Below are 21,366 nucleotides of genomic sequence, written 5' to 3'. Positions count from 1 at the left end.
GCTATACTGGCAAAGTTTTGATTCCCCAGCCATCGTCAGGGGAAGGTTTGCCAGGAGGCCTGATGCTGTACGTGAAAAAAACGAATCTACTTTCCATTGCCGGCTGCTCAATAGCTTGCTTTCCCCTCAGCGCAGCCGCCGACAATCTCTCAGCATTCGAAGATAACTACTTTCTCCCTTACTATCACGAATCCCGGGTTAACCAATCCCGGTTTATGCCACTGAACCCAAACGGTGAACCGGCTAAAGATACCTTTATTCAGTTCCAGTTCAGTGCAAAATACCGGCTTCTTGCGTTCGATAGCGATGGTTTGTATATCGCTTATACACAGCGATCAAACTGGGAGGCTTACGCAAGCTCGGCATACTTTCGCGACAGTAACTATAACCCTGAGATTTTCTACCGGGTCAGTCGTGATGAGTGGCAGATAGATCTGGGGGCAGAGCACGAATCAAACGGCGCAGGCGGTGAAAACGAGGTGAGTTGGAATCGCGTCTATGTAGATATTCGACATGACTGGGAAACAGTCTATCTCCGGTTTAAACCATGGCTACGTGTTGGCAGTGCCAGTTATAACCCGGATATCAATGACTTCCTGGGCTATGCACAGGCAGAGTTAGGGTGGAAACCTACTGAGCGACAAGAACTGAAGCTGTTGGTAAGTAACTTGTTTAGCGACGATTTCGACCGAAATTACTACCGCGTGAGCTGGAACTTCCCGATTTACCAAGGACTTCGTGGTTACGCAAAAGCAGAAAAAGGATACGGACTGACTATTTCCAACTATAACTTCGATGAAAGTGCAATTGGTGTCGGGGTTGCGTTCAGTTTCTGAGGCGCGGATAGCTATAGCCAAACGACCTGAAGATGCTCGCATTGATGTCCTCCCTTCGGGCGAATTGACTGACCCCGTGCTCTTAGTTGTTCCTTTTTGATGGAGGTGACGACACCTACAAAGGGACGCCGCGATCACAACGCCTCTCAATCTGGGTGAATCCTGCATCTTCAGGTTGTTTGGGTATATTGCAATCCGATTTGTTTGAGTTGTCGGTTGGCGAATTTTTGCTCGGCGGGCAAGTTTTAGGTTCAAATTCAAGCGACTTGTTGCCCGTCAATGAGGTGACTTTAAATTAATTCTATGTTTTACAGTATGTTAGGGTTGGCACGTTCTGTGCTGAATAAAAAATAAACATTTGGCAAGGAAATTGATATGGGTAACGCAGTAGTGTTGGGCGATATTGGTACGGCACACGATGGATATCACCCGTCCCCCGTCACGTCGGGTTCACCTAACGTAAAGATTGATGGTAAGCCGGTTGCCAGACAAGGAGATTCATTGGCCCCACACGTTAAACCCAAAAGCCCACCTCACGGGCGAAGCATTTCTGGCGGGTCATCATCTGTATTCGCAAATGGAAAACCGGTAGCTAGAACCGGGGATGCTGTGGGATGTGGAGGTGTTGTGATCGGTGGTGGAACGGTGAATATAGGATAAATTACATAATTTGGATTGAGTTCATGAAAAAATTTAACATCAAGTCTAACTATAAATAGACTTGATGTTTATTGATAACAATCTTATTGTTAGAAATATATAAAGATAGTTCTAATTATAGAGTTATTTAACATTAGTGTTCACCTCTAAAATTCTCGAGGTGGATCTGTTTTATATAATAGAAAGTGTTTTTTTTACAAAATGCCCTTGCCGCACCCCACCTTCCTGAATAAATATAATCGACAATCTAAGCGGAGAATTACTTGGCGTTAGTTCTAAGTGGTAACTCTATTAATAATATATAACCCAGTTAGTTGGAAAGGTTCTACGGCGATAAGTCTAATTCAGAAGGCTAAGCGTAACTCAGGGAAGGTGAAGACATTCGTCTAACTACTTTCGCTTCTCTATTGAGTCCTTCAATCTCCAGAGCCCTTGGTAGCTCAGGCCTTATTGGTACTGATGCTACACCACAAATCGTTTGAATTTAATTTTATCCATTCCGCCCGGAATTGGGTCGACTCCTCTTATCTGAAATAACGAGGGTTTGTAGGTGTATTTATATAAATCTCAAGGAGTAATTTGAAATGGCAAAAGAGGGAAGTGTCGCACCTAAAGAGCGTATTAATATTAAATACGTTCCAGCGACAGGAGATACTCAGGCTGAGTTGGAATTACCACTGAAGATGGTGGTTGTTGGTGACTTCAAAGGACACCCAGAGGAGACGCAAATCGAAGAGCGTGAAGCGGTCAATGTTGATAAAAACAACTTCACATCAGTGATGCGTGAAAGCAATCTATCAATTTCAACTTCTGTTCCGAATAAAATGACAGACGAAAAGGATCAATCACTACCGTTAGAGCTGTCCTTTAAGTCTCTTGCTGATTTCTCACCTGATGCTATTGCCAATCAAGTCCCAGAACTGAAAAAACTTGTTGAATTAAGAGAGGCTTTGGTGGCTCTGAAAGGCCCTCTTGGGAATATTCCTGCTTTTCGATCCCGTTTGCAGGAGCTTCTTGCATCTGAGGATTCAAGAGAAAAACTCCTTGCTGAGTTGGAACTGATAAGTGCTGACGAAATGCCAAAACAAGATCAGTAATATTTCAAGGTTAAGGGAATTTACCAATGTCTGTAGAAGAGAAGGCGATAGAAAGCGCCAGTTATGAATCCGCAAGCTTGCTTGACAATATCATGGCTCAAACCCGTATGGTTCCAAATGAAGAGGGTTATGATGTAGCGAAAAAAGGCGTCGCGGCTTTTATTGAAAATCTGATTGGCTCCGAACAACATTCAGAACCGGTTAATAAAGCACTCGTTGACCAAATGCTGGTGGAGCTGGATAAAAAGATCAGCGCACAAATGGATGAGATCCTTCATTGTGAGGAAGTCCAGCAAATGGAATCTTCCTGGCGCGGTCTAAAAGTGCTCGTCGACAGAACGGATTTTCGCGAGAACATCAAAATTGAAGTTTTGCACGCCACTAAGCAAGAGCTGCTGGATGACTTTGAATTTTCACCTGAGGCCACGCAGTCTGGTCTTTACAAACACGTTTATTCTTCAGGCTATGGACAATTTGGCGGTGAGCCAGTAGGCGCGATTGTCGGTAATTACGCTTTCTCTCCCTCATCCAGTGATATGAAGCTACTCCAATATGTCGGCTCTGTAAGTGCAATGGCACATGCACCATTTTTGTCATCAGTGGGTCCAGAATTCTTTGGTGTTGATTCATTCGAAGAGCTTCCAAACATCAAGGAGCTTTCCGCAATATTTGAAAGCCCTCGCTACACTAAATGGCGTGCTCTCCGTGAGTCCGAGGATGCAAGATATGTCGGCCTAACAGCCCCCCGCTTCTTGCTTCGTACTCCGTATGATCCAGTTGAAAACCCGGTCACCACATTTAACTACCGTGAAAATGTAAGTGATTCTCATGAAAGCTATCTTTGGGGGAACACCGCATTTGCATTGGCATCGCGTTTGACTGACAGTTTTGCCAAATACCGTTGGTGTCCAAATATCATTGGTCCACAAAGTGGTGGGGCAGTCGATGATCTTCCAGTACATCTATTTGAATCACTTGGCGCGCTTCAGGCAAAGATCTCTACTGAAGTTTTAATTACTGACCGTAAAGAGTTTGAATTGGCAGAAGAAGGATTCATCTCCTTGACGATGAGAAAAGGCAGCGACAATGCTGCGTTCTTTTCTGCAAATTCCATTCAAAAGCCGAAGGTGTTTCCGAATACAAAAGAAGGGAAACAGGCAGAGACAAACTATAAGCTTGGCACTCAATTACCTTACATGATGATTGTCAATCGCCTCGCACACTACATCAAAGTGCTTCAAAGGGAACAGATCGGCTCTTGGAAAGAACGTCAGGATCTGGAGAGAGAACTCAACACCTGGATTCGTCAGTATGTGGCAGACCAGGAGAACCCGCCGGCAGAAGTTCGCAGTCGTCGACCACTTCGTGCAGCAAAAGTCGAAGTGTCAGATGTGGAGGGAAGTCCTGGCTGGTATCAGGTATCTCTCGCTGTAAAACCCCACTTCAAATATATGGGCGCGAACTTCGAGTTATCTCTCGTTGGTCGTTTAGATCAGGCATAAGTAATGTCGGGGCTTGATTACGAAGAAGCACCTTATGGCGTCAGTTTCTTTGAACGATTAGATGCTGGCGCTGCAACAAGAACGGTAACTCAAGCCCCTGATGTTGAAGATGTACTTTTCTCATTGAAGAAAAATGTATCAAATCTTCTGAATGCGCGAATAGGGGAGTCACTAAGCGCACCTGATTTGGGGTTAGTCGATTTTAATGATGCCTCTTTAAGTGCTCATGATCTTGCGCTTCAAATCCGCCTGACAATAAGGCGATGCCTGGAGAAATATGAGCCTCGCATAAAACAAATGGAAATTCAGGTTCTACCTGACATTCGTTCTCCATTAAATCTTCGGTTCCAGATAGTTGCAGCAGTCAATCTTGGAGCGCTTCATAAAAATGTGCAGATTGATTTGTTGTTGGATAGTAATAGAAAGTACAGAGTAGTTTGAAGTGTCCAGAAATAGATTTTTCAGGGATGAGTTGGCGTTTCTTCGCGAGCAAGGTGTTGAATTTGCGAAAACACATCCTCAGCTTGCCCGTTTTCTGAATAGCCGAAATACTGACCCTGATGTTGAAAGGTTGCTTGAGGGTTTTGCCTTTCTAACTGGACGATTGAGAGAAAAAGTAGAAGACGAGTTCCCAGAACTAACCCATTCTATTATTAATATGCTTTGGCCGAATTATCTGCGGCCGGTTCCAAGCCTTGCTATTGTTCAGTTTTCTCCCGATGAGAAAGCTATTTCACATGCGCAAAAAGTACAAAAGGGTATTCAGTTAGATACCAGCCCAGTTGCTGGCACCATATGTCACTATAGAACATGCAGGGACGTTGAATTATATCCGCTCAAGCGTGGTTCGGTTACAACACACCACACGAGAGATTCTTCAGCTATCGATGTGTCGCTTTCAGCCTCTGGTGAAGCTGGTTTGTTGGAAGCGGGAGTGAAAGACTTACGCTTCTTTATCGGTGGTGAAACCTACAGTGCTGAAATGCTCTATTTATGGTTAGGGCATTACCTGAAAAACATCCAAATCGTTAGTGGTGATAAGGTTATCACCTTACCCAAAAATGCTTACTCTCCAGCGGGTTTTGGAGAAAGAGATGCCTTGTTGCCGTACCCGAAAAATGTCTACGAAGGTTACAGGGTACTGCAGGAATATCTTTCGTTTCCCGCTTCATTCTTGTTCTTTGACGTCTGTTCATTTGGTCAATTTATTCCGGGTAACGCAGGGGGAAATTTAACGCTTAGGTTTAACTTTTCAAAAACCTTGCCACCAGATGTCAGGGTCAAAGAGGAGTCATTCGAGCTTTATTGTACACCGGCCATCAATCTCTTCTCATATGATGCGGATCCAATCGATCTTAATGGCAAGAGTGCGGAATATAAGATCACGCCTTCAAGTCGTCACGCAACACACTATGAAGTTTTTAGCGTAGACCGCGTTCAGGGATGGCAAGAAAACAATGTCGGCCGGATCCGTGGACAGATACGCACTTACACCCCATTTGAAAGCTTTCATCATGAAATTGAACGCGCGCGTGACAGAAAGGCACTGTATTACAGGGTTCGGGTAAGGGATAGCCTGCAAACGGAAGGTTTTGACCATCATATCGCATTTGTACGTAGTGATGAGACTGAGCATATTGGATTCAGTGAAGCCATCTCGGTTGCGGTGACATGCACAAACAGGCAGCTTCCTCTCGAATTGGGAAAAGGTGATATTTGCATTCCTACAGATTCATCCCCGGCTTTTGCCAGCTTCACCAACATTACTGAGCCAACGGCGCCGATCCGTCCGGTTTTAGACGGCTCCCTCCTATGGACTTTGATTTCCAACCTCTCACTCAACTACCTGTCGCTTTTATCAAAAGAGGCACTGACCTCTGTATTGCGCGCCTATGATTTTCGGGCGTTGGTTGACAGACAGGCAGAGCGCATTTCTCGTCAACGTATGGAAGGCATTGTAGACATAAAGACCCAACCAACAGAGAAACTACTGAAAGGGCTTCCAGTCAGGGGGCTGCGTTCCGAGATAACACTATCTCAAAGTGCATTTGGTTCGGAAGGCGAATTGTACCTCTTTGGCACAGTGCTAAGCCGGTTCTTTTCGCTCTACGCAAGCATTAACACCTTCCACGAATTGATCATCATTAACGCCGATAACAAGGAAAGATACTCATGGGGTATTCAGAGCGGGCAACAGCCTCTGATTTAAGCGAAATGCTTACCCCAGAGACTGAAGCGTGTATTGGGGAAAGTCATTGGTCGGAAGGGTTGCCGACCAATGTGAAATCCTACAACTTTTATCAGTTGGTTGAGCTTCTTCATCTGATTGAAGGACTCGATCCTGAATGCATTAATTCCACATCGAGTAAATTGACATTCAGCAGCAATCCAAGCTTGGGATTCGCCGCAAGTGATGTGTCTTCACTGGTACAAACCAGCCAAAAACGCATGAAAATTGAAACCTCGTTTCTTGGGATGAGTGGAGCCCAATCACCATTGCCAAGCTATTTTCTGGAGGAAATCCTTACAGAAAATGAAGAAACGGGACTGAGAAAGCCATTTCTCGATTTTTTCAATCACCGCCTGATCTCTTTGGTTTTCCAGATCTGGCGAAAATATCGTTACTACATACGGTTCAAAGAAGACGCGACTGATACCTTTTCCGCACAACTGTTCGCCCTAGTTGGTTTGGGAGATAAAGAGCTACGCGGAGAAACTCCCATCAATTGGTGCAAAATGCTTTCCTACGCCGGAATGTTGGCAGGGAAAAGCCGCTCCCCTCAGGTGGTATCAGGGATCATCGCCCATTGTTTTGACCTTGAAGATGTTTCTATTCGCCAATGGGAATTGCGCCAGGTTGCTATTCCCGAAGAGCAAAAAATGACGTTAGGCAAAGCGAACGTTGCGCTTGGCGTAGACAGTGTTATAGGGGAGAGCGTTCAAGATCGCTGCGGAAAGTTTGTCATTTGCATTGGGAGTTTAAGCCAAGAGAGATTCAAAGATTTTCTTCCGTCAGGCCAGGAATACCAGCCACTGATTACGCTTGTTGAGTTCGTATTAAGAGAGCAAATGGCGTTTGATCTTGAGTTATCCCCGCAAAAAAATGAGTTGCCGTCGATGAGATTGAGTCGAGTTTCACCAGCCTCTTTGGGATGGACTTCTTTCACGGGAAGCTCTGAAGCTCCCCGAACCGTCAAGATTCAAGTCAGGCGATAGGATATTCAAATGACGCATCAATTACCGGCAATTAAAAGCATTCAAGCATTAATAGCGAGCTGTGTTGTGGTCAACACACAAAAGCTTGAAGCTGGGTTATCTCCCTCATACCAGTTTTTTAACAATGGTGGGAGCATAGGTTCAAGCCATTCAGATGATTGGTATTTATACGATCGCAGCGGCCGCGTATTCCAGCATCATGCAGAAATTGTGGATGTTGACGGGTCGCTATGCCTGCTCGACGTTAAAGGTGCCAGCTATATGAATGGTGCAACGATGCCTGTCGGCGCTGGTAAATATGCCCGTTTAAAAGACAATGACGTCGTTCTTATCGGGCCATATCAAATTCGAATTCAATTGAGCGACGTAAACGTAAAGGCCGCTCAGCACCACTATGTCGACAACGTTTTTGGTCTCGAACAAGATGCCCCCCTTATTGGAGCAGAAGCAAAGTCTGATGAATGCGATTTTGCCGATGTGGCTGAAATCGATGACCCACTCAGCGCTCTTGATTCATTCTCTTCAAGTTCCAGCCAATCACAAGTAGAGAACGATGACATATTGTGCGCGCCGTCGTCAGAGGAGAGGCGCGCTGGTCTGTTTGCCAAGGCAGAAGGTTGGTTGAGGGGGATGAAGACAGTTCAGGCAGACAGTGATTTTGAAATGAGCTCGGCGATCATGTTGAGAGGAACTCAAAAAGTTGGAGAAAACGGCATGGATGATAAAGCCCTCGATCGTCTTGAAAGAGATGTAGGGATGGAATACTCGTCAAAAGACAATAACGACTATCAAGAATACGTATATCACAGCGATGTATCAGGCAAATACGGTGATGGTGACGAACAAAATCACCTCGTCACTGGGCCACTGTTTAGGGGGCTTGGTGTTCAGACCGGCAATCCATCCAATATGGCTGAAATGCAGGCTTTGTCTGAAGAAATGGGGGCTTCTTTGCAGTCTGCTATTAGAGGGCTGCTCGATCTTCATCGCCAGGTGGAAGAAAGCCGATTTGGCATGATGAACAAGAATCTTCAGCCAATCGAAGACAACCCGCTCAGGCTTGGACTGGCGTATGAAGAAACTGTCGAGACTATGTTCAACCCAGATAGAAGTGTTGTTCACCTTTCCGCCCCGTCAGCTGTTGCCGAGAGTTTATCGAATGTGCGTCATCACAATGATGCTGTGCAGACCGCAACAACTGAAGCGCTAAACCAGATTTTGCGTGCTTTTTCTCCTGACACTTTGATGCGTCGTTTCAGTGCATACCGACGACCCGGTCAGGTATCACCTGAATCTGCAGACGCATGGGCTTGGAGTATGTACAAGAGCTATTACAAAGAGTTGACCTCAGAGCGCCAAAAAGGATTTGAAAAACTCTTTTGGGAAATATTTGACCAGGCCTATGACAGAAAAATTCGTGAAAACCACTCCGGAGATTTGAATCAATGAAAAACCTATTTGCAGGCATGCTTTTAATTGCGCTAGGCGGTTGCTCAAGTGCAGATCTTCCAAAGGATATGCCAACGACAGTGACATACAGCATTGTAGCGACACAAAGTGTTAACCCAAATGTCAGCGGTGATGCAACGCCTATTGAAGTGCAGGTATTCGAACTTGAAGATGACTCAATGTTCCTTTCGTCTGGATACGATCAATTAGCCCGCAGTGCTGGAAAGGCATTAAAAAGTAATTACCTTGACCATCGTGACTACTCAATGGTGCCTGGACAGTTCAAATTTATAGATGAATTCACTATCGATAAAGACACCCGATATATTGCCGTTATGGCACGATTCTCTGACCCTGATGCCAGTGATTGGAAAAAGGTCGTAAAAATATTACCAATTGGTAGGAAATATCACCTGCTCGTATTCCTCGACAATAAAGAAATCGTTCTCGATAAGGTGGAATAATCATGTCGGCGCGCAATCGTGTGGTTTGGAATGAAGGTTTATTTATTAAACCACAGCATTTTCAGCAGCAGCAGCGTAATTTGGAATATCAGATTGAAGAGAGAATATCTTCGGTCAGTCGTTATCTTTATGGCATAACTTCCATGACGCTAAATGCAGAGTATTTGAGCTTTGGAAGAATTGCATTAGACAGTGTCTCTGGCGTCATGCCTGACGGTACTGTATTTAAAGTTCCGCAAGAAGATATGCCCCCAGAAGCTTTGGAAGTCATTGACGGTTCAGCGGCGAATCAAGTCGTTTATTTGGCTATTCCGTTGCGAAGTGATGCAATCACAGAGGTTTCGTGGCCCGACCACGCCGGTTCCGGACGATATGTATCCGCCAGCAGGGAAGTGCGCGATATTCATACTTATCAGGGAGATACAGCGTCCATCGATGTCAGCCCTGTTTGCCTCAAGCTTATGCTCGACAGTGAAGACCGCAGTGCTTATGCCTCTATTGCGATAGCGAAAATATTGGAAAAGCGTCCTGATGGCAGTGTGCTTTTAGATGAAAACTTTATTCCCTGTCATCTCAATGTTGGTGGTGTCTCTGCACTTAGCCGTTTAATTGGCGAATTGGCAGGACTGATGCGTGAGAGAGCGCGCAATATTGCTCAACGCATTGGCTCGCCCTCTCAAGGTGGCGTCGCGGATGTTTCAGATTTTATGTTGTTACAATCGCTTAACCGCATGCAGCCCCAACTTCAGCATCTATCAAACCTCAGAAGTTTACATCCTGAGAGGCTATTTGATGTGCTTGCTGGCATGTGCGGTGAACTTGCAACATTTACCGATGAAAGCCGAATGGCCCCAGATTTATTGCCTTATCAGCACGATATGCCTGTTTCATCTTTTCGACCCTTGTTAAACCGGTTGCGGCAATCACTGAGTATTGTCTTGGAGCCAAGGGCGGTATCCATCCAGCTTCACCAGCGCAAATATGGCCTTATGGTTGCACCTCTGCAGGATTCGGGTTTGTTGCGCGATGCGGATTTCATCCTGGCTGTAAGGGCGAGAATGCCAATGGACGAGCTCAGAAAGTTGTTTGTCCAACAGACAAAAGTGGCCTCCGTGGAAAAAATCCGAGAACTCATATCCTTGCAGTTGCCCGGTATCCCGCTGTCACCTCTTCCAGTGGCACCGCGCCAACTTCCTTACCACGCAGGGTACACCTACTACCAATTGGATAAATCGAGTGCTGCCTGGGCAATGCTTACTAACGCCAGCGGGTTTGCTTTCCATGTGGCGGGACAATTCCCCGATATGGATCTGCAGTTTTGGGCAATAAGGAGCTAAACAATGGCTGAAATGTATATCGATGCTCCCGATAGAGTTCGTCATTATGATCACCTTCTATTTGATGAAGCAACCAACATAGATGCTGACCAGGACTATTGGTTCAAGCTGCGTGGAGACAACGACAATCCTTTGATTGATGCAGCAACCCCTCTCCTGGGTATGGCTTTGCGTGTTCGCAAATTGGCGTATTGCGACAATGTTGAAGCCATGTACCGCCAGGCAGTCGAAGAAGTTAAAGCGATTGAGGTAGAACTGGCGGAAAGCAACTTTGAGCACCCCGTTATTATCGCGTACCGCTATGTCCTGTGTTCCTTTATTGACGAAGCAATAATGAGCACCCCTTGGGGGGCTGACAGTGTCTGGGCTGAGCATTCGTTGCTGACGCGTTTTCACAACGAAACCTGGGGTGGGGAAAAAGTTTTCACCATACTCGCGAGATTAGAATCTGACCCTGACCGCTATAGAACCTTACTCGAATTTATATTTCTTTGTCTGACCCTAGGATTTGAGGGGCGATATAAGGTCATGGAGAAAGGTCGGGAAGAATACGAAAAAGTATTAAATAAGCTTCATCAACAATTACGCCAGCATGAAGATGACGAAAAAATATCACTGACTCGTCCTGTCGATAATATTCAGAAGAGCCGATATAGCCACGCCAATTCATTTCCGTTATGGGGAATATTTGCAGGAACGGCTTCTATTATCACCCTGGCATTTGCGATTTATTCACTATTGCTCAGCAACAAAACGTCTTATGTGTTGCAGCAGCTTAATAAACTTCTTCAGTAAAAAGGTGAAAGCGTGATTCGTATTGAACTACCAACATTAATTGGAAAGCTAAACGCGCAGACAAAACTGGCTTTAGAGCAGGCAGGGGCCCTGAGTATTGAACGTCAGAATCCGGAAGTCACTGTAGAGCATTTTCTTTTTACTCTTTTAGACAACCCCTTGTCAGATGTGCGCGTCATACTAAAAAGTGCGGGTTATGATTTTGAACCTGTTAGGCAGCTTACGGGCGAGACGCTAAGTCGAGAAACGGTACCAGAAACGACGCCTTCCTTTTCGCCATTATTGATCGAGCTGTTGCAAGACGCCTGGATGTTGGGATCGACGGAGTTTGGCCATGTGGAAATCCGTTCGGGGATGCTCTTTCTTGCTGCACTGATGCGTCCTGACAGGTACCTATCACTGAATTTAATTCGCCACTTTGAAGATATTAACCGTGAATCACTGAAAAAGCATTTCGCGGCATTAACAGAAAATTCAGCAGAAACGTCGGTGAAATCCGATACATCGGGTGACATCAAATCGCCAATTAGAGGTGGCGAATCAGCACTAGATCGCTTCTGCACCAATCTATCAAACTTGGCTAAAAAAGGTGAGCTAGACCCAGTATTGTGCCGCGACGATGAAATCAGTCTGATGATTGATATCCTTTGTCGCCGCCGAAAAAACAACCCGATCGTTGTTGGTGATGCCGGTGTCGGGAAAAGTGCTGTTATAGAAGGGCTGGCTCAGCGGATTGTGGATGGAAATGTCCCTGATTCATTGAAAGGCATAGATGTCATGTCGTTGGATCTTGGGTTGCTGCAGGCAGGGGCGGCAGTCAAAGGGGAATTTGAGAAACGTCTTAAGGGTATTATTGATGAAGTGAAAACCTCTCCTGTACCCGTCATTCTCTTTATTGATGAAGCCCACACTATGATTGGTGCAGGTGCTCAAGAGGGGGGCGGTGATGCTGCCAATTTATTGAAGCCCGCATTGGCCCGGGGAGAGCTTAGAACTGTTGCTGCAACTACATGGAAAGAATACAAAAAGTATTTTGAAAAAGACCCAGCATTAAGCCGCCGCTTCCAACTGGTGAAGCTGGAGGAGCCATCAGTATCACAAGCCGTAGATATCATGCGTGGATTGCACGGAGTCTACGAAAAGGCCCACCAAGTTCTTATCAGCGACGATGCACTTATTGCCGCAGCGGAATTATCTGAGCGCTATGTGTCTGGTCGACAATTGCCGGACAAAGCAATAGACGTTCTCGATACCGCTTGTGCACGAATTGCGATCAACTTAGGCGCGCCACCTCGCAGGCTAGCTGCTCTCGAAACCCGCACCATCCAGCGTCAGCGCCAAATTGACATGCTCACACGTCAGGAATTGCTGGGTTATGACATAGACCGCTCCGTATTGGCGGCGCTGGAGGCGCAGGAAGCAGTTGACCGCAATGAAAAAGAGCGACTCCAGCAAGAGTGGCACGCACAGAAAGACCTAGTGGCGACCGTCATCGAAAAGCGTCAACAGCTTCTAACTCACGGTGAACACGATCCATCTGAAGACTGCCCATCAGCATTGAGAGAGGAACTTCGAGATCTTTACGCCCAATTGGAAGCAATTCCCCATGATGAAAGGCTGGTGCATCCCCATGTTGATGCTCAGCAAATCGCCGAGGTTGTCGGGGATTGGACCGGGGTACCTGTTGACCAGATGAATACTGATGAGCTTAGCCGCATCACTCATTTGCCGGACTTGTTGGGTGAAGAGATCAAGGGTCAGGATGTTGCACTGAAAGTCATTCACCGCAATTTGTTGACTGCCCGGGCAGATTTGAGACGCCCAGGACGCCCTAAAGGTGCATTCCTACTCGCGGGTCCAAGTGGCGTGGGTAAAACTGAGACCGTCGTACAACTTGCCAAATTGCTTTATGGCGGCAAGCAGTTCCTCACCACCATTAACATGTCTGAATATCAGGAAAAACACACGGTCTCTCGCCTTATTGGATCACCGCCAGGATATGTAGGGTATGGAGAAGGTGGCGTACTAACGGAAGCAATTCGTAAGATGCCTTACTCCATCGTGTTGTTGGACGAGGTAGAAAAAGCCCACCCTGAAGTGCTCAATCTGTTTTATCAAGCCTTTGATAAAGGTGAGCTGGCAGATGGTGAAGGCCGCGTCATTGACTGCCAAAACATCGTTTTCTTCCTGACATCAAACCTTGGTTACCAAACCATTGTGGACTACGCAGAGCAGCCTGAATGTCTGGAAGAAAAACTTTACCCAGAGCTGGCCGCCTTTTTCAAACCGGCATTGCTTGCGCGAATGGAAACCGTGCCTTATCTGCCCCTGAATGGCGACACCTTGAATGCGATCATCAAGGGTAAATTACAACGGTTGGTCAAACTGTTCTCCGACCGTTACGGCGCGGAAACAGAGGTTGATGATTGCCTAATCGAAGAGATTCAGCGCAGGGCTACACGCACGGAAAATGGCGCGCGAATGTTGGAAGCCATCATTGAGGGACAATTGTTGCCGCCAGTGTCATTGGCTCTGCTAAACAAACTGGCCATTCGGGAGCCGGTTAAAAAGGTGCGACTCACAGCAGAGAAAGGTGAATTTGTCAGCGAGGTGGAGTAAGCAATGAACGATTGGCTTGCCGTTGCGGCGACTATCACAGGTGTACGCGACCTATCAAAGTTGCCGTCGGCGTTTATTAAGCAAGTAAAGAACACCTTGCAGCTAACCAATGTATGGGTAGTGCAGCCGTGTGCGCAGGGTAGGAAGCTCCAAACGTGTGAAGGCGGAAATTTGCTCGAGTGGGAAATTGACAATTTCACCCATCCGTTTGCGCACGTTTTCCAATCGTCATCCCCTATGTTGCTTGACCCGGCCAAGCTTAATTATTGGCTGGAGGATCCTTCATTTGTCAAATTGATGGGGCTGCGCAAACGCGGAGAAAGTGTGTTGATAGTTCCTCTTCCTTTGGGCAAGGGGGGAACGAAGCTACTTGTTACCGTGACTGGCTCAGCCGTTTTACTTGGTGGTCTTCTGGCCGACCAGCAGTGGCGGCGGATATGTGAAATTTTCATCAACCAGATAGATCTGCTCAAAGAGCTAGGCGAAGATCACCGCCAAATATCTGCGCTTAGCTCGTCGATTAAGCGTATTCGAAGCAGTGAAGAACAAAGAGAAAAAGCCTTTGAGTTAAAACAAGTGCTCATTGGTGAAAGCACTACCATGCAATCACTCCGGAACAATATTGTCACCGCAGCGCACACGGCACTCAATGTACTGATATGCGGTGAAACAGGTACAGGGAAAGAGTTGGTTGCACGTGCAATCCACGAGTTGTCTGACAGGAAAGATAAACCATTTGTTGCGATTAACTGTGCCGCGATACCCGAGAACCTATTGGAAAGTGAGCTCTTTGGCCATGTCAAAGGCGCATTCTCAGGTGCTGAGCGAAATAAAGCCGGTTTAGTTGCAGATGCCGAGGGCGGAACCCTGTTTTTGGATGAAATTGGGGATATGCCAATTGCATTGCAGGCCAAATTGTTGAGAGTGCTGGAATCCCGCACATTCCGACCAGTTGGGGCGACGCAAGAAGTAAAAGCTAACTTTCGATTGGTCGCTGCGACCCATGTTGCTATGCAAGCCAAAATTGAGGAAGGGGCGTTTCGGCGGGACCTCTTTTATCGCCTAAACCAGTTCCCTGTTTTTGTTCCTGCATTGGCGGAGCGGAAAGAAGATATTCCGAATCTGTGCAGCCATTTTATTTCAGAGTACAACCGGCAGATGGAAGCCTCGGTGAAGGGGATTCGCTACGCTGCGCTTGATCTTCTCAACCGACATGCGTTTCCCGGCAATGTGAGAGAGCTGAAAAACCTGATCGAATATGCCTGTGCGATAACCAGCAGTGGTGATGAAATCCGAGCAGACAGTTTCAGTGCCCGCGTTCTTAACCAGCAAACCCAAACAGCGGCCAATAACGAAGATGTCAATGCGGACAACTACATCGGCATGGATATTCAAAACATCGACAATCTCAAAGCGGCTGTCCAGGAGTTCGAATGCAGTGTGATTCGCTACCGGCTTTCTAGCTACGGCGGTGATCGCACCAAAGCTGCTGAAAGTTTAGGTTTGCCCAAACGGACTCTCGCCCATAAATGCTTGAAGATGGAGATAGGCAAATGATGCAGTATCGTTTAGCGCGTTGCATGTTGTTTGCAATGTTGACGTCTTCCAGCTTTTTCGTTGCTGGCCAGACGAAAGATGCGTTGATTACGTCTGCTTCAGCATGCACTGATATCTCCGGGCGATTGGAGCGTTTAGCCTGTTTCGACCGCGTGTTTGAGACTCCCCTTGATGCCGCTGAGGTTTTCTCATTCCAGCAGGAAAAGCCCGAAGAATGGGTTCGCGCCAAACAAAGCGAAAACGCAAGGAATCTTGATGATACGGGCTTCGTTCTGAGATACGCAAACGCTGAACAGCCTAAATCGGGCATCTGGATGACGGCTACTGCCTTACCGGATATAGGCCAGGACAAGAGCAAAATGCCAATTTTGATGTTCAGTTGTTTCGACAACATTAGCCGCGTGGAACTGGTGCTTCCAAAGCCGACCCCTGCTGGCGTTGTAAAGGTTGTGACCGCTTCAAGCTTCAGCATAAGCCAGCGCTGGTTGAGTGACGACAGTGGAAATATTTTGCGGGCGGGGCGGGGTCTACCCTCCATTGAAGTGATGAAGTCGCTATTGTCTGGTCCGCGCGCAGTTGTGCGATCAAATCAGCCGGAAGTGGGTAACCTGACATTTGATACGTCTGGTCTCAAACAAGCCATTCAACCCATGCGTAATGTGTGTCGTTGGTAGGTGGGTCATATGGATATTCAGACATATAGAGAATGTTTAGCAAAACCCATTGTGGGCAGCACGTCAGTGGGGGAACGTTTAGTTGATGATGAACAACTGGACTTCGTAGAAGCCCAGATGATGAAAGTTGGCTCGCTTTCCCATGGAGATGTGAATTGGTTAGAGGCGGAACAAGGCGCGTTCAAGCTGCTGAGTGAGAAAACCAAAGACCTCAAGCTGCTGACTCATCTACTGCAGTGTTTGCAGTATCAGCCCCATCCCGAGCGCTTCACCCTTTCACTGTTTTTGCTCTCTGATTTTATCTCCCTTTATTGGGAAGACTGTCATCCTGCAGCGGGTGCCAGAGGCGAGAATATTCGGCGTAAATTTTTCAACCAAATTATTCAGCGTACTGAAAAGTCAGTTGAAAAAATTGATGGTGGTATGTTCGATTCGGAGCAAAAAGCAGAGTTAGAACAAGCTATCTCAGAATTGAAAGTTGCGGCGGAAAATAAAGCCTTACCTGTTGATAATATCGCCATGTTTGCATCGGCTCTTAGCCGGAAAATAAAAGCGAGTGAACCTAAGTCTCCGCAACCTGAATCAAGCAATCAAGCAAAGAGCGCATCAAGCATTTCAACCAGTCCACAACCGGGAAAGATTGAAATTGATGGGAGCTCAGAGCGCGCGACGAAACAAACACTGCTTCGATTGGCGGAGTTCATCGCTGAGTTGGACGGTGGTATAGCTTTGGCGACGAGGATCCGCCGATTTGCAATTTGGTTTTCTATCACGTCGGTACCTGATGCGGATGGAAACGGAGAAACCCAACTTATGCCCGTATCCGTCGACCGCATTGCTGAGTATGAAGAATCTCTCAATAAAGGCGCCGATGTGGAGCTTTGGAAGAAGGTAGAACAGAGCCTTACCGTCGCACCTTATTGGATCGATGGTCATTTCCTCAGTTATCGCATCGCTCTAAAACTTGGGGATACAGAGTCTGCTGAATCACTGGCCTCTGAGGTGAGGCAGTTTTTCAAGAGAGTGCCAGGAATTGAAAAGTTGAAGTTCAAAGGCGGCGCACCTTTTATCAGTGAGCCTACCCTACGTTGGATTGAAGGTAGTGAAAGTGGGAGTGAAGGTGGAGCATCAAGCTCGTCAGATTGGGATTCAAAAAGGCGAGAGGCACTGGCTCTTGCTGAAAATGAGGGGCTTTCAATTGCGCTGACCATGTTGAATGAAGGCCTGTCGTCAGCAAAAGAACCTCGCGATCAATTCTATTGGCGCATGTTATCGGCTGATGTAATGCAAAAAAACCAACTTTCCGCCATGGCGAATCAACATTACAACACCCTGCTCGAATCAGCGTTACACACATCGCTGACCGATTGGGAACCTAAATTGATACAACGCCTGGAAAGTGTTGCTAAGTCATAATTGAAGTCAGGGAACGAAATAAATGTACAGCAGAATTAAATCAATACTGTATAGAGTGAAGCCTGTCTTTAAAGCGGGTTTACCTGTTCTTTACGTCGTTATTTTTCTCTTGATCAACGCTGCAATTTGGTGGGCGGGCCCTTGGCTTAATATCGATGGTGCATTTCCCCTTGAGTCTGTGACGTCGCGTTTAATCGCAAGTGTCATGTTTTCGCTGCTTTGGCTAGCGGTTTGGGGCGTAATGCAATGGCGAAAGTTGAAGGTCTATCACGAACATCAAGCGCGGGAGCGTCATCTCGAGCAGGATCCAATACAAAGATTCGAAGAGCGTCAGGAAGAAGAGCTGAATAAAGTCGTTCTTTCGTTGAAAAAGAGCCTCAACACGCGTGACTACCTCTATACATTGCCCTGGTATTTAGTCATGGGGGCAGAGAACGCGGGTAAAACCAGCCTGATAAATCGTTCAGGACAGAATTTTGTCTTTTCTTCGGTTATGCGGGCATCAGGCAAGAAGAGTGACAATCCATTTTCGTTCGATTGGTGGATTGGCGACAATTCTGTGCTTATTGACCCAGATGGAGAACTCCTTACACAGCGGGCCCACGAAGGTGCGCAAGGTGAGTTAGAGAGCCGGCTTTGGACGCACTTTGTTCAGTGGTTGAACAGAACGAGAAACCGCAGACCTTTGAATGGTGTTGTGGTGGCATTAGATGTGGCAAAACTTGCAACCTCAACAACCAGCGAGCGAAAAGCACATGCGAATCTTATCCGTGCCCGCCTTAGGGAGTTGATGGAGTCGATATCAACCCAGTTACCGATTTATATTTCGTTGACCAAACTGGATCTACTTTACGGATTTGAGCCGTTTTTTCGCCACTATTCCAAGAAAGAGCGTGAAGAGGTGTTGGGCTTTACGTTTACCCTGGATTCGGTTGATGATCTTGATTCGTGGTTGGAAGAGTTTGATGCCGAATTTGGGCAGTTCGTTTCACGCATCAATAAGATGCTGCCAAATGTATTAATGCAAAATTTTGATGGCGAGGACCGCACGGCGATTTACAGCTTCAGTCGCCAGATGGCGGGTATGCATGACGTCCTCAAGCTTTACCTCAAGGATGCCTTTTCCAGTGATCAATTTTCGACGCCTGCTTTGGTACGTGGCGTTTATTTCACGTCTGTTTTCCAGCAGGGCGTTCCGACGAATGCGTTCATAGACTCCGCATCAAGACGATATGGACTCTCACACTCTGTGAACACAGCCCAAAATGCGCCTAATTCCACGACATACTTCACGCGCTATTTATTCGATAACATCATTTATCCAGAGGCTGGTTTAGCGTCGGACAATGTATCGGCAGCCAAAAGCAAGCGCAAACTTGCCGCGCTAACCATGGTGGCTTGTGGTATTGCATCAGCCTTGCTAGTAGGCTCATGGCACCAGTACTACCTGAAAAATGTCAGCCAGGCTGAGTTTGTCCTCGATAAAGTGAATGAATATGAGGACAAATATTCCGGTCAAACATATTTTGACAATGGCATCGATGTCCTCGCACCGCTGGATACCATTCGCCAAGCCACCATGGAGTTTGGTCTCTTCAGAGAAAAACCTAAGTATCTTTCGGACCTTGGTTTGTATCAGGGCCACCTGATTGGGCCGGAAATTGAGAAAACGTATTTGGGCCTTTTGAAAACGCGTTATCTTCCTGCACTGATGAAATTGGCCGCTGCCGATGTGGTTTGGGCCAAAAATGATGAGGACAGGCTGGCGTCACTTCGTGTATTTCGCATGATGACCGACGATGATGGCCGTTACAAAGATATCGTTCAGAGCTACTTTGCATCCAAATGGCAGGCGCAATACGAAGGCGATCGAGAGACGCAAGAGCGTTTGATGACACACCTTAACTATGCAATGAACCATACCGATCTTGTGGGTGACCGACGCAACGGTGAGGCTTATGCGGAGAAGATACTGGCACCCTATGACGGTGTAACCCGTTCTGCCCAAAGAAGATTGAGCAGGATGCCGATTGAACAGCGTGTTTACCGAAACCTAAAACAAGCTTCGACTGTCGTACTTGGTTCCTCTTTTGATCTGGCAACGGCGATTGGTCCGGTTTTTGATGTCGTTTTCAATGAGCGAATTGCTTCAAATGAAAATATTCGTATCCCACGTCTTCTCACAAATAAAGGTTTGGAAAGTTACTTTATTCCAGAGTCTGATTCGGTATCAGAGTTGGCACTGGTTGACAGTTGGGTGCTTGGTCAGCGCGATACAATCAATTTTTCTGAAGAAGATAAACGTGTTCTCCGCGACAAAATCCGAAACTTATATGTGCAGGACTATTCAGAAGTCTGGCGTCGCGCGACCAATAACATCGATCTCAAATCTTTTACCGATCTCCATAACGCGGTGATGGTGCTGGAGAGCATTACAGGCAACAACCAACCTTTCCATCGGTTACTGGAAGAAGTCACGGACAACACAGACTTGTTCCCGAACCTGCCTGAGAACGATGCCGCGCGGGAGGAGCTGTTGTCGTCACCGCGCTATCGTGTGGCTGCGATGGTGGATAGCCAGTTTAAAGATCTCAACGGATTGGTGACTACAGAGCCGGGTAAGCCCATCTATTTGGATGAAGTGATGGAGGCCGTATCGCAGTTGACCATGTATATGCAATCTATCAACGACGCACCTGACCCGGGTAAAGCTGCACTGGAAGCTACAAAAGCCAGATTGTCACTAAGCAACGCTGACCCTATATATGTACTTCAACGGATCGCGGAAGGCATGCCACAACCCTTTGAAGGTATGTTGACCAAATTGGCGGATGAAAGTTGGTATGTGGTACAGCAAGAGGCTGTTCGTTACCTCGAAGTACGCTGGACCGTGGATGTTTACAGACCATTCCAAAACAAACTGGCGTCGCGTTACCCGTTCAATCCGCGTTCGTCTAAGGATGTTGCCTTGGATGATTTCGAGGCATTCTTTGCGCCAAACGGAATTGTAAGCCGATTCTATGAAAACAATCTTCGAATGTTTATGGATGACTCTTACGACCTCTCATATGAAGAAAATGATAAAGCCTTAATCCGCAGGGATGTGCAGCATCAAATTGACCGCGTGAAGAAAATTCAACGGGCATTCTTTAACCGAAAAGGTGCGCTGGATGTGGAGTTCACGATCGAACCCATTGAGTTGACCGCCAACAAGCGTCGCTCCGTTATTAACGTTGATGGTCAATATGTGGAATATAGCCATGGCCCTAGGAAAAACGTGGGCCTGGTTTGGCCGAATACACTGAGGGAAGCTGCTGTGAGCAAGATTACTTTGGTCCCAACAGCAAATAATGCCTCGCCAAGAAGCATCAGTATTCGCGGTCCGTGGGCATTCTTCCGTATGTTGGAAAAAGCTGAAGTGGTAGGGTCAACATCGACAAGTGTAGATTACAGATTCAACATCGACGGGGGCAAGGTTACCTACCGCGTGCACTCAGAGGCTGATAGTAATCCATTTACAGCTTCGATTTTTAGAGGATTTAATCTCTCACCAACACTGTATTGATAATATTAAATAGGGGCTCAATACCTTTAAGCATTGAGCCCTATTTCTCACCAAATTCAGCTATTAAGATTCTTCAAAGAAATAAAACATGAGGCATCGCCCTTACACTCTCAAGATGAGAGATATTTTGCCCTCTTTAGTTGATCTCAAAATAATACCATCTTAGATGGCGGTTATAA

16 protein-coding genes are annotated in these 21,366 nt (G+C 46.6%); all 16 read left to right on the top strand.

Going from position 1 to position 21,366, the window contains the following annotated elements:
- Positions 1-62 precede the first annotated feature (62 nt).
- The 16 genes from KU854_RS10600 to tssM all read left to right on the top strand — a co-directional run bounded on the left by KU854_RS10600 (position 63) and on the right by tssM (position 21,187).
- The gene (locus tag KU854_RS10600) at positions 63-836 is read left to right on the top strand and encodes a phospholipase A (protein ID WP_218358532.1); all 774 of its coding nucleotides are present in this window, start codon (positions 63-65) and stop codon (positions 834-836) included.
- 375 nt (positions 837-1,211) lie between these two features.
- Complete coding sequence (locus KU854_RS10595) at positions 1,212-1,496, top strand: type VI secretion system PAAR protein (RefSeq protein ID WP_218358531.1); 285 nt, start codon at positions 1,212-1,214, stop codon at positions 1,494-1,496.
- Between the two features lie 584 nt (positions 1,497-2,080).
- Complete coding sequence (gene tssB / locus KU854_RS10590; RefSeq protein ID WP_218358530.1) at positions 2,081-2,593, top strand: type VI secretion system contractile sheath small subunit; 513 nt, start codon at positions 2,081-2,083, stop codon at positions 2,591-2,593.
- A 26-nt stretch (positions 2,594-2,619) separates the two neighbouring features.
- Positions 2,620-4,095, top strand: a complete 1,476-nt coding sequence (tssC, locus tag KU854_RS10585; RefSeq protein ID WP_218358529.1) for a type VI secretion system contractile sheath large subunit — start codon at positions 2,620-2,622, stop codon at positions 4,093-4,095.
- 3 nt (positions 4,096-4,098) lie between these two features.
- Positions 4,099-4,536, top strand: coding sequence for a type VI secretion system baseplate subunit TssE (gene tssE / locus KU854_RS10580; RefSeq protein ID WP_218358528.1), 438 nt, complete (start codon positions 4,099-4,101; stop codon positions 4,534-4,536).
- 1 nt (position 4,537) lies between these two features.
- Complete coding sequence (gene tssF, locus KU854_RS10575) at positions 4,538-6,304, top strand: type VI secretion system baseplate subunit TssF (protein ID WP_218358527.1); 1,767 nt, start codon at positions 4,538-4,540, stop codon at positions 6,302-6,304.
- Positions 6,268-7,311 carry a type VI secretion system baseplate subunit TssG gene (gene tssG, locus KU854_RS10570; RefSeq protein WP_218358526.1) on the top strand — a complete coding sequence of 348 codons (1,044 nt, stop codon included), beginning with the start codon at positions 6,268-6,270 and terminating at the stop codon, positions 7,309-7,311. Before tssF ends, tssG begins: the two co-directional genes overlap by 37 nt.
- A 9-nt stretch (positions 7,312-7,320) precedes the next feature.
- Positions 7,321-8,760, top strand: a complete 1,440-nt coding sequence (tagH, locus tag KU854_RS10565; protein WP_218358525.1) for a type VI secretion system-associated FHA domain protein TagH — start codon at positions 7,321-7,323, stop codon at positions 8,758-8,760.
- Positions 8,757-9,224 (top strand): type VI secretion system lipoprotein TssJ, encoded by a 468-nt coding sequence (tssJ, locus tag KU854_RS10560; protein ID WP_218358524.1) that lies wholly within the window; start codon positions 8,757-8,759, stop codon positions 9,222-9,224. The genes tagH and tssJ overlap by 4 nt, the downstream gene beginning before the upstream one ends.
- A 2-nt stretch (positions 9,225-9,226) precedes the next feature.
- Positions 9,227-10,561, top strand: coding sequence for a type VI secretion system baseplate subunit TssK (gene tssK / locus KU854_RS10555; protein ID WP_218358523.1), 1,335 nt, complete (start codon positions 9,227-9,229; stop codon positions 10,559-10,561).
- A 3-nt stretch (positions 10,562-10,564) separates the two neighbouring features.
- Positions 10,565-11,356 carry a type IVB secretion system protein IcmH/DotU gene (gene icmH / locus KU854_RS10550; protein ID WP_218358522.1) on the top strand — a complete coding sequence of 264 codons (792 nt, stop codon included), beginning with the start codon at positions 10,565-10,567 and terminating at the stop codon, positions 11,354-11,356.
- A 12-nt stretch (positions 11,357-11,368) separates the two neighbouring features.
- Positions 11,369-13,975: a type VI secretion system ATPase TssH gene (gene tssH, locus KU854_RS10545; protein WP_218358521.1), complete on the top strand. Its 2,607-nt coding sequence runs from the start codon at positions 11,369-11,371 to the stop codon at positions 13,973-13,975.
- Positions 13,976-13,978: 3 nt separating this feature from the next.
- Positions 13,979-15,532, top strand: a complete 1,554-nt coding sequence (locus KU854_RS10540) for a sigma-54 interaction domain-containing protein (RefSeq protein WP_218358520.1) — start codon at positions 13,979-13,981, stop codon at positions 15,530-15,532.
- Positions 15,505-16,206: a type VI secretion system-associated protein VasI gene (gene vasI, locus KU854_RS10535; RefSeq protein WP_218358519.1), complete on the top strand. Its 702-nt coding sequence runs from the start codon at positions 15,505-15,507 to the stop codon at positions 16,204-16,206. The genes KU854_RS10540 and vasI overlap by 28 nt, the downstream gene beginning before the upstream one ends.
- Positions 16,207-16,215: 9 nt before the next feature.
- Positions 16,216-17,622 carry a type VI secretion system protein TssA gene (gene tssA / locus KU854_RS10530; protein WP_218358518.1) on the top strand — a complete coding sequence of 469 codons (1,407 nt, stop codon included), beginning with the start codon at positions 16,216-16,218 and terminating at the stop codon, positions 17,620-17,622.
- A 22-nt stretch (positions 17,623-17,644) separates the two neighbouring features.
- On the top strand, positions 17,645-21,187 hold the full coding sequence (gene tssM, locus KU854_RS10525) for a type VI secretion system membrane subunit TssM (RefSeq protein WP_218358517.1): 3,543 nt from the start codon (positions 17,645-17,647) through the stop codon (positions 21,185-21,187).
- Positions 21,188-21,366 lie beyond the last annotated feature (179 nt).

This window comes from Enterovibrio paralichthyis, from assembly GCF_019209835.1.
In the GTDB taxonomy this organism is placed as follows: Bacteria; Pseudomonadota; Gammaproteobacteria; order Enterobacterales; family Vibrionaceae; genus Enterovibrio; species Enterovibrio paralichthyis.
Note: the sequence above shows the minus strand (reverse complement) of the source record. Positions and strands in the feature narration are given on the sequence as shown.